The sequence below is a fragment of the uncultured Bradyrhizobium sp. genome, assembly GCF_936928535.1.
Taxonomy (GTDB): Bacteria; Pseudomonadota; Alphaproteobacteria; order Rhizobiales; family Xanthobacteraceae; genus Bradyrhizobium.
Genome location: NZ_CAKZHY010000163.1, coordinates 1 through 10,284 on the forward strand (window position 1 = coordinate 1; position 10,284 = coordinate 10,284).

The window sequence follows — 10,284 nt, forward strand, 5'->3', positions numbered from 1 at the left end:
CGGAGCTTTGGTGCGCCGAGCGCTGACCGCAATTACGTCATCGTCTGCAAATTTGCAGGCCGGTTGACATTTTTTATTCAAGGCGTTCACCCAGCGATTGCGCGATCGAGCACGCATCAGTGCTGCACAGGCTGTCGTTCAACCACGACGAACCGCGGTAGGCCACCGGAACATCGGCGTGGCTAGGCGGCACTGCTTCCTGGAGTCGTCGCGGTGTGGCTCCTCTCGTTGTGCAGCCGCCTGCGAGCCAATCGGACAGAAAGCACGCCTAGTATGATTTGCAGATCACGGCGCTATGGAGCGACGGCATAGTCTCAGCGTCATAGTTGAGAAGGCGACCGCTGCGCTTTTGGAACTACGGTTGGTTGCACAAGCCCCGTACCGCCGGCTCGTTCTCCCGCAAATCGTAACCGCAGCGCAGGCTGGAGTGGCGGTCTCTAGCTCCAAGATCCCCTAGCTTCATTGGCGCTTGGCATCCGCGAGGACCAGTCTGGATACTGAAAATATTCCTATTGGTGCTCGCGATTCGTCTGATGGTCCAACGAGACCGCAACATCGCTACTACTGTCCGGCCCCTGTGTTCTCGCTTGCGCCGGGGACGCTGTTCCCAATTTGCGAGGAATGGATCGATTGGAAACGCTGGGATCAACCGCCTACGCGTGAGGCAGGTCCTCGCTGCCATGGCTGCCCCTCCACCGTCTGCGCGCCGGCTCTGATTGCTGCCCTAAAAACTTCTTTGAGGTCGGGCTTGAGCTTCAACTCGGTCGCGGCGTCAAAGCCTCTGTCCGGGTGCCACTCCGCTCCGGGACGCGGACTAGGCATATCGAACTCCCGCGTGACATACGCGACCCGGCCGGTCAACCGGCCGCGACTCCACCATTCGATATAGCGGCGAATAGGAAGTTTCGACGTCGAGCTCATAGCAACGGCGGATGTAATTAACTCATTTGGAATAAGGCCGTTTTACCACCATCGCCCTACAAAATGCTTAATCGATCGAGCAGCGATATGTTGAAGTCGAGGAGCTATCTACTCTGGGCTGGGACTCTGGTTCTGAAACAAGCCGCAACAGCGGAAGGCCCTCAGAACTCTGCCTCCCGTCGGGCTTAACGCCTTTAGTGGAGCCTTCCTCAGTGCGGACACCATGTCGACCGTGGGCCGTCGAACCTCCTCCGAGTGAGTGGATGCCTGTAGGAGGCTCGGAGAGCACGTCGAATGCAAGGACGTCAACGTCTGTCGCTCGCGGGCGACTACAACGCCAGGCCGTTGAATTGGCGAGCGGTCGGTCGATCCAAGAGCTCGGTCTGCGCGGCTCCCTGCTCCGATGCCAGATGCATCAATTCGGGCAGGAGCCGACAATGGCGGCGTGAGGCCGAAGTGCGTGCAACTCCGATGTTGAGCAGGCTGCCACCTCTGGAATTAATATCCAGTGACGGCCTTCTGCCAATCAATTGCAGGTCGGGCCAACGCGGGCCGGAAGGACCAGTATTAGCGGGGATAGGCTGCTGGAAGCGAGGCAGCAACGATACGCTGGAGTTTGCGACATGGAACATGGTAAAACATCGCCCCCTCTCCATTCTTGAAGGCGTGCCGGTCGGCTTGGGTTTCAGGTTTCGAGGGAGGTTGCTGTGTCGAAAATTGATCCTACTGGAGGCGAGCGGAGCACGACGAAGGAGTTGAAAAGCGGATTCCGCATCGAAGTTGCTGTCTCGGCTGGTCCAAAGCTAGCGGGAAAGCACGGCATCGTTATGGGGAGAGGCACTACGAAGAACCAAGTCCGAGTGCTGCTCGATGGCTCCAAGGGGCCGCTCACTTTGCACGCTCGCTTCGTGACCCCGATTTTGCAGCCCGCTACGATCAGTGTCAAAACACCTAGCCTATCAGCAGACTAATCCTAGCGCGCAAAATTGTTAGTCCCGTCCCTGAGGATGACGAGAAGAGAGAAAGAGCTCTTTAGCCGATCGGCCGCGAGCGAGCGCCGCTCGGTTGGGGACCGAACGGGCGTGGCAACCGAGTTGGCTAAGGGGTTACCGGATTACAGTTTTGTTTAAGTGTACAGCGGAGTTAATAAGCCCTCCGGATTTTATGCAAGCGAAAATGTAGCCGCGAACAGAGGCGGCGTTGGGTAAAAAATGAGGTCGAATGGAAAAGCTGTCAATAGCCGCACCTCTCTATGCACTCATAATCCTATTGTGCGGGGGGATCGCCGCCCTGGGGGCCCTTTATTTTGGCGCCAGGTGGCTGTTTGGGTGATTTGTCCGGTCACTCAAATCCAGAGCCAATCGTGCGTAACAAAGTGTACGCAGGAACGTGCTCGTTTATCTTTGGAGGTGTCTGCGATCTGACGCGCCTACTTCTTTTGGAAGAGAAGTCTTGGCTGCGATCGGTAGAACATAAGGCGGGGCCATTTGAGCCGCGGGCGTTGAGCAACCAGATCGGAAGTCATTGCGGCCGTGCGACATGGCAGGTTTGTCGGCCGCTTCTACGTCAGATCTCGACGAGTCAGCCTTTGTTTGCGGACATCCGCCCTCGCGCATTTCACACGATTGCCGCCGGCGAGGTGAATAATGATGAGAATGTCTCCAAGAGTGGGGCCCCGGCGCGTTTCTTGAATAGTGCGAAGCCATGCTCGCCCAACGCAGAGAAGCCAAGTGGACCCCAGAGGAAAATCGAAAGCTCCTCGAAATGATTGCTGCCGGGAAATCGTTGACAATCATCTCTGCGGCCTTCCGGCGGAGCACGCAAGCGGTTAAATATCGGGCACGAGAGTTGAGAAGTCTAGCCGACTGCGATTAGCCTGTTTGAGCCCCATGCGTCGCCAGGAAGAGTTGTTGCGGGCACGCAGCTTTAGCGGGCTACGAACCACGTGAGTGGCGAAATCAGGCTGCATGATGTAATTCTACACGTTCGCGGTTCATGGAATTGCCGCCTTTTGCTGGCGGGCCCTATTGAAGGTACTGAAAATACTGGAAGGCGCCGTAAATCACGCCCGGCGCTGCCAACGTGCAGCCAATGAGAAGATCCCACATGAATATCTCCGCGCTAGAGAGATCCCGTCGTGATTCTGGTTAATTTTGTGTCAACGTGATAGTACAAGCGCTGGCTGCCCAAAGAATATCCTTTTGGAGTCGATTGCCGCTGGCCGGCAGGAATCGCTCGGAGCAACATTAATGGCAAGCCGTGCCGTTTGACGTTGCGTTAGGCGACTTGATGACGTGCAAGTCCGTCGGCAAAGGGCGCATAGCCTCTCGATGTGGCACTGGATCCGAGGCCGTGCTCCAGGAGAACTTCAAACCCGTAGTTCTCCGCACAAGAACAAGTTGTGATAAATTGGCCTTTGTTTGTTCTTAGTGGCCATCGCCGGCAACGCCATTGCTCCTGCTGCACCCCGCGGCCGCCGTTTTCATGTTCAAACGGCCAACTCTAGTCGAAGCGAAACCGAAAGTTCGGAAGTGTAGAAAGTTGCTCGGCGGGAAGTTGTCTACTGGCTTTTTCAGCGCGTTCACTCGCCGGCGCTCGAGAGCACACTGGCAGGCAGTCGTTTCGAACTTGCGGCGTGGAAGTCCAGGTTGTTCGCGAAGCAATCTCCTGCTTAAACTGCTCGCACTCGATAACCCTTAAGGGTGCAAATGAGCTCGTACACTCGACCGGAGGTTCTGCCGGATCCTCGATCTCGAAATCTTCAGTCGATATTAGATGTGATCCGCCATCGTCTCCCAGGACAGGATGATCGACCAAGACGAGAGCGGCAATTAGTGGCGATTTGATTTCTTTAAAAATGGAAAGTGCTGTGTGCGCATCGTCTGTGTTCATGCAGAAATTGATTATTTCGCGGAGCGCAGCTGCGCGCATCATGTCATCGCGCAGGGCGCGCGCCAATACCAACGCGAGGTCCCTCTTGAGCACTTCGGGACGCCGCGGATCTCGCGCGTCCTCATCGAACCGCGCTTTTTCAGGAGCACAAAGTTCGCGAACTCTTTGGGCGATTCCAATATCGTCGAACGCGAAAAGATTGCTCATGAGAGCTCGTTCTTGCGAAGCCGCTCCCATCGACGCCTTTTAGGTCGAATAGATGCGAACTGTCAAAACGGAGATATCGAACAGTTTAAGTCTATTTTCCTACAATAAAATCTCGGATCGACTGCAGATTTTACCTGTCTGCACTCTTAGAAATCCGACTTTCTTCTTGGGCTCAAGTTCGATCACTGACACGTTGTAGAATATTTCGAAAAATTAAAACACATCAGCTCTGAGATTCAAGCCTTAAATTAATCAGAATCGCGGCACGCCTTACTGGGGTCACCATCGCGATGGAGGGTAGGCCTCCCGAGTAGTCAGTGCGGCGAAACTTCTGAGAAGGTCGCGGCCCCGAAGCTAGTCGTTAAGGATGGTGAGGCACCATTTGACGTACCTGGCGAAATGTTCTGATTGAGCCCTGCATTCGATCCGCTCGTGATGCCGCTTAACCCCGTCGGCCCGCCGCCGCCAGATGTGCCGCCTCCGCCACCAGCACCAGCGCCGATCGAGCCAGTCGTCAGTGAATTTTCCGCTTGAGCAAAACTCATTGGACTACACATGCCATTACAAGCGGAATCAAATGACCAGGTCGAGGATGGTTGCACCTCAACATTAATTTGAGCGCCATAGGCCTTTACGATTGCAGTGTCTCCGACCTTTGTCAGTTGAACGCACTTGCCTCCAGCGCAAACTTGCGACTGACCATCCTTCAGCACGACAGTATTTTGAAAAGGTTCAATCAAAAAATCGAGTGTCGTACCGCGCACTCCCATCGTCGCAATCGGAGTCGAGATTACATACGCTTCTTTGGCTGAGTGACCAGTGATAAAGCGGAAAGCGCCCGTCGTAAGCCTGATTGCGATGTCGCCGACCGTCGTTTCGTCGGAGAAAACGGCGCGATCGAGCTTTAGTTTTGAACTCGGCCCCAGAATGAGATTGGTGCTGTCTTTGAGAACGAATTTTGCGCTGCTGTCGTCCAGCGTCTGCACAACCTCGTTTCGGAACACGTCATCACCCTGGGTGATTTTCGAAGCGTTCGGCTCCAGCTGCGAGACGTTATTCTTGATTGTAACTGCAAGCCCGATTTGGTCAGCAGACGCCGACAAGGCTGCTGTCGCCCCTCCCTGTGCAACACAGAGGATTAAAGAACCGGTAGTTGCAATTCTTTTCAGCATAACGTCACTCAAATATCCTCTGAAATTGCGCTGCAAACTAATGAGTAGCAAAGACAAAATTGCCGCAGCAACTCCGCTTTTCAATTTCCTCGCTCTGAGGGAGAGCGGCCCCAACAAATAGCAAACAAATAGCGCGCGAAAAAGCCGATATCTCACACTTTGACAATCGGGAAAGGTAATTCTGCAATCAGAAGTGGTTAAAACGGGTAGAACAGCTAGCTATTGTCGCCCTGTAGCAAGATTGCCGCAACTCGTACCAGATCTGGTGGTAGGCGCAGTTAACTATTGTTGCCTTTTGCGAGCTTCGATAAGGTTTGGAGAAATGATTGGAGACGCGCCATGACAAGTATCTGGCGCATTTGGACAATGATGGTTGTCGGACTACCTTTGGCGGGCTGTGCCGGCGCCATCGATTATTCCAAATATGGTTCGGCGGGATTAGCCGATGGGGCCGTGCGGGGTGGTTTGGAGAATCGCTGTAAGCGCTGAGCCGGAGCCCTTGCTTCGGGACTGGGATAGCTGTGCGAAGAATCCTCCGGCTTGAACAGAGGTTTGGGATGGGATTGGACAGCAAAAAGGACGTCCATTTAGGCGGCTCATCGGTGGGGTCTGTGAGCCGCCTGGAGATCCTTGAAGGGCCGTCAGGACGTCGTGTGCGGTCGGAAGCTGAGAGAGTTCGGATCGCTGCTGAGAGTCTGCTACCCGGTGCTCAGGTGTCCGAGGTGGCGCGCAAGCACGGAGCGACGCGCTGGCAGATCTACGATTGGCGACGGCGGCTTCGACAGCGAGGTATGTTGCCGCCGTGCGAGGCGTCCCCGCCGACATTTGCGCCGCTGGTCGTGGACCATGCGTTGGAGGAGCGTCAGGCTCCGGCGATCAAGCTTGAGATCGCGATCGGTGATATCGTGCTGCGGACGGATACGGCCATAGATGCTGACCAGCTATCCCGGGTGATCCGTGCGGTGCGAGCGTCACGATGATCGCGGCCGGTGCTGTACGTTGCCACGCGGCCGATCGACTTCCGCTGTGGACACGATGGGCTTGCGACGAAGGTGCAGGAGATGCTTCATCTCGACCCGTTCAGCGGCGCAGCCTTCGTGTTCCGCTCGAAGCGAGCGGACCGGATCAAGATTTTGGTCTGGGATCGAACGGGCCTGGTGTTGGTGCACAAGCCGCCTCGAAGGTTGCAAGTTTGTTTGGCCGACGATCGCGGACGGCGTGATGCGGATATCCCCGGCGATGTTCGCGGCCTTGTTCTCGCGAAGCTCGTCAATGGCCTGCGGCGCGACTGGACGAACTACTCCCTTGGGCGTCGATCTACACGATGCACGCACACAATCCGAGGCTGGCAGCATGAGCCTGAACACGACCGCCGTCCGGATCAGGGTAACCCTCAAGGACGTGAAACCGGATGTGATGCGATGTCTTGTCGTACCCATCACCCTGCGCCTTGATCGGCTGCATCTCACGCTTCAGGCGGCGTTTGGGTGGACGAATAGCCATCTCTTCGAGTTCCTGGCCGGCGACGGCCGTTGGGGTATCCCTGATCCCGATGGAGATTTTGACCCTCAGCCCATCGATGCCCGCAAGACGCGGCTCTCCAATATCGTTCAAGAGACCGGCGCCAAGACGATCCATTATCTCTACGACTTCGGCGACAGCTGGGATCACGTGATCAAGCTTGAAAAGTGGTTCGACAACACGACAACGGAGGGACTTCCCTTCTTGCTTGAGGCCGCCGGCCGTTGTCCTCCGGAAGATGTCGGCGGCGCGTCAGGCTATGCCGAATACCTCGACGCCATCAGCGACCTCACCCATCCGGAGCACGAACAAATGCGCCTCTGGGGCCCCGAGCAGTTCAATCCCAACGTCGTCGACCGGAAGGCGCTTGAGACCACCGTCAATGCATTGTCGGAAATATGGAAGCCTCGGCGACGCACCACGCGCTCAAAATAGCCGTCAAGCGCCGTTAAAAAGGGCCGCAGAGCTACGCTTACAATAAATCGTGCAAGTTGGGTAAAGCTGTAAATGGCGGACGGTTGAGCTCAGCGCATCCGTGGGAATGGGCTGCCTTGGCAGAGAAGGAAAGGGCAGCTCTTCCTCAACGCCTAGAAATCAGAAGAAAAAGATTGGAGGAAAAAGGGCCGAGCTTGAGGCCGGTATGTCCAATCTGGTAGGGGTAATTTATCGCCCTCGCCAGTTTCCGCAGTCTACTCCAACTCATGAGGATCAAGTTCTGTTCCTCGGCCCAGCTTTGTTTGCCGGTCCACCGACATACTAGTTTGAAGCTTGAATCAGTGTAGTGCAGCATCGGAATGGCGGTGTGTTGCTCAATCGGAAAAAAGCGGTTTGGCACCGTAATAAATACACTTTTGGCGACACGAAGTAGCTCCGTCAGAAATTGATCCTGGTTTTGCGCGCTCCCGACATGCTCGAGCACTGCATTCGCAGTAGCAATGTCAAATGCGTCATCGAGAAATGGCAGCGGTTGGTTTGGTAAAATCTGGTGGTAACGGATATCCGGGAAGGCTTTCTGAAATTCGCTTGCTTCACCAAGTCCGCATGCAGTCACGTTCTGTCTGTATTGATATTTTCTTTCGAGAGCGTTGGCCGCATCGGAGATGACGTCCGAAACACCGACGTCTAGGACCATGCTCTCTGGTGCAGGTTTCGCAAATCGAAGGAAGTCCGCGAACATTTCGTCTCGGGCGGCAATCAATAGCCTCTCGCTCATAGAAGATGGCTTGATGACCTCATAGTACTTTTGATCAACGACGTCCGACATGACTAACGCTCTATGGTGGTGTTTGGCCGACCGAATTGCGTTTTGGCAGGCTGCTCATGGGGGCAAGCGCGCTGACCGGTTCTTGGAAGAGCAGGTATCGCGAGATAGGCGAAGCGCTTCATCTCCTGTCTGCTTCGTGTGACGACATCGAGAATCAGGCCTGTGAAGAATGCGGTAAAGCCCAGCATAACCGACCCTGTTGCAAGAACGGCTGTAGGGAGGCGCGGTACAAGTCCTGTCTCAAAAAATTCAACGATGATCGGAAGTCCGAGTATGAAGCCCATAGCGACCGTCGCCATCCCAAGCCAACCGAAAAAGAAAAGCGGTCGTTCGTTTTTAACCAGCTGCACGATCAAGCGGAGGATACGCAGTCCGTCGCCGTAGGTATGAAGCTTACTCACGGAATTCTCTGGTCTCTCTCGATATTGGATCATGATCTCGTCGTTGGGCAGCCGTTGCTCAAACGTGTGAACAGCGATCTCGGTTTCAATCTCAAAACCGAAGGATATGGCCTGGAAAGATTTGACGAATCGTTTTGAGAGGACCTTGTATCCTGACAGCATGTCCCTGAAATTGTTTCCGAAAGCGAGTGCGACCAAACGGCTGATCGCATAATTACCCAATCGGTGCCCTTGCCGATAAGCGGTCTTAATTTTGGTCTCGCGAGCGCCGTTGACAATATCGAGGCCCTGAGACAATAGGCGGTCAATGAGCAACGGAGCCGCGCCCACATCGTAAGTGTCATCTCCGTCAACCAGAACGTAAATGTCGGCCTCGATATCGGCAAACATGGTTCGGACGACATTTCCCTTGCCCTGAAGACGTTCCATGCGAACAACGGCGCCGGCGGATGCGGCCAACTCGGCGGTGCCGTCAGTCGAGTTGTTGTCGTAGACATAGACGGTCGCATTCGGAATTTGAGTGCGAAACTCCGATATGACCTTTTGAATTGTGACTGCTTCATTGAAGCAGGGGATCAATACTGCGATGTCCAACCTGCGGGCCGAGTTCATGCGTTGTCCGATCGGAGTGCATGTCACGTCATTAGGGCAATCCATTGCGCCAAGATGTTGCTAAAATGCAACACTCGCCCAATAAGTCGCGCCTGGCAGGACCTGCAGTTGAGAGAAATGCCAGCCGATATCCTTGACGCAGGAATCTGGCGCAGCACAAGGCGAACACTCACATTCACTTTTGAGCTCCGCTGAGCAGTTTTTTCGAGCCTCTGCTACGCTCGCCCTCACGGTCAGTCAGTGCCAGGTGCACGTAGCTTCAGAGATCAGCCTTGGACTGTTGTCGGAACTTTATGCAATGAAACCGTTGATCCGTATTTGGCACAAAAAGGTGATGCGCGACGGGGTCAAGGTGCCTGAGAACTTCCGAAACAAATACGCGCAAGGGTAATTTCAGAGCGTCCGCCCATCGCTGATATTGGTTCGGCTCGATGCGGCCAATGCCGCTCTCAAGCTGTGCCACGATCGTATACGGGTGTATGCCTACTAACTCAGCAATTTGCCTCTGTGTGAGGCCAAGAAGAAGCCGCCGTCGGCGCAAAAGGGCACCCCCGCGTCTGCGCAGCAATTTAAGCTCATGGCGCTCGATCTCGTAATCGCGCAAGTCGCAGGCTCACTTACACTCGGAAGGACAGAGGCACATAATGATGTGTCGAAATTCGTGTCGAATTTTGTCGCGGCTGCGCCAGCATTGAAATTTTTGATAGCACGACCTTCGAGCGAGCAAACCTTTGCGTGCTTTTTCAGGTGATTTCAGCTGATTGTTGTATTGCATCCTGCGAAGCGGAGGGTTTTGAGCAAGCGTTTCACGCTTCTGTTGACGGAGCGGTTATACCGCTCATTCCGAGACGAATAGGACCCAGATGACCTCGACGCAAGCAGGCTCTGACTGATATACGCGATCCACTCACCCTCTTCGGGGGACTCTTGAGCTTCCAGTGCTTTCTGTGGCGTGGGTTCTCGGCTAAGTGGCTTGCCGTGCCCCTTCATGATCTGCATGGGTTGGAGGAAGAGGCGAGACCCTCGTTCTCGCGCTGGCGATTTTCATGTGCGGTTAGACATTTTGTATGCACAGAAGCAACCGCAACTCGATCATTCATGCTGATATCAACTCGCAAACCCGAGCCCTGATGTTCACAGGAACCGATCGGCCACTCTGCTTGACGCGGCGCAACTCGCAAGGCGAACACCGTCGGTTGGCGCTTGGGACGCATCACTGCTCAAAATGCGACTGATGAACTAGACGATTGATTCCAAGAAACCTGCGCTGGAACTGATTGAGTGTTGGCGGATT

Annotated in this window: 7 protein-coding genes and 1 pseudogene; 3 read left to right on the forward strand and 5 right to left on the reverse strand. The window is 54.9% G+C overall.

All coding sequences use genetic code 11. The features are described from left to right. Nucleotides 1–3,423 precede the first annotated feature (3,423 nt). Both Q0687_RS29900 and Q0687_RS29905 read right to left on the reverse strand, forming a co-directional pair. Nucleotides 3,424–4,020 (reverse strand): hypothetical protein, encoded by a 597-nt coding sequence (locus tag Q0687_RS29900; protein WP_298885031.1) that lies wholly within the window; start codon nt 4,018–4,020, stop codon nt 3,424–3,426. 314 nt (nt 4,021–4,334) lie between these two features. Then, on the reverse strand, nt 4,335–5,276 hold the full coding sequence (locus tag Q0687_RS29905; protein WP_298885032.1) for a FecR domain-containing protein: 942 nt from the start codon (nt 5,274–5,276) through the stop codon (nt 4,335–4,337). A gap of 473 nt (nt 5,277–5,749) precedes the next feature. Here Q0687_RS29905 and Q0687_RS29910 point away from each other — a divergent pair, with 473 nt between their 5' ends. The 3 genes and pseudogenes from Q0687_RS29910 to Q0687_RS29915 all read left to right on the forward strand — a co-directional run bounded on the left by Q0687_RS29910 (nt 5,750) and on the right by Q0687_RS29915 (nt 7,148). Continuing rightward, the gene (locus Q0687_RS29910; protein WP_298885033.1) at nt 5,750–6,172 is read left to right on the forward strand and encodes a transposase; all 423 of its coding nucleotides are present in this window, start codon (nt 5,750–5,752) and stop codon (nt 6,170–6,172) included. Between the two features lie 9 nt (nt 6,173–6,181). Continuing rightward, nucleotides 6,182–6,355: pseudogene (gene tnpB, locus Q0687_RS35895) on the forward strand (IS66 family insertion sequence element accessory protein TnpB); the annotation flags it as partial. Between the two features lie 190 nt (nt 6,356–6,545). Then, nucleotides 6,546–7,148: a plasmid pRiA4b ORF-3 family protein gene (locus Q0687_RS29915; RefSeq protein ID WP_298885034.1), complete on the forward strand. Its 603-nt coding sequence runs from the start codon at nt 6,546–6,548 to the stop codon at nt 7,146–7,148. Nucleotides 7,149–7,293: 145 nt separating this feature from the next. Here Q0687_RS29915 and Q0687_RS29920 read toward each other — a convergent pair whose 3' ends face one another. The 3 genes from Q0687_RS29920 to Q0687_RS35900 form a co-directional block, all read right to left on the reverse strand. Further along, entirely contained in the window at nt 7,294–7,977 is a 684-nt protein-coding gene (locus Q0687_RS29920; RefSeq protein ID WP_298885035.1) for a methyltransferase domain-containing protein, read from the reverse strand. 2 nt (nt 7,978–7,979) lie between these two features. Next, nucleotides 7,980–8,990, reverse strand: a complete 1,011-nt coding sequence (locus tag Q0687_RS29925) for a glycosyltransferase family 2 protein (RefSeq protein ID WP_298885036.1) — start codon at nt 8,988–8,990, stop codon at nt 7,980–7,982. Nucleotides 8,991–9,249: 259 nt separating this feature from the next. Further along, the gene (locus Q0687_RS35900) at nt 9,250–9,594 is read right to left on the reverse strand and encodes a helix-turn-helix transcriptional regulator (RefSeq protein WP_363324016.1); all 345 of its coding nucleotides are present in this window, start codon (nt 9,592–9,594) and stop codon (nt 9,250–9,252) included. Nucleotides 9,595–10,284 lie beyond the last annotated feature (690 nt).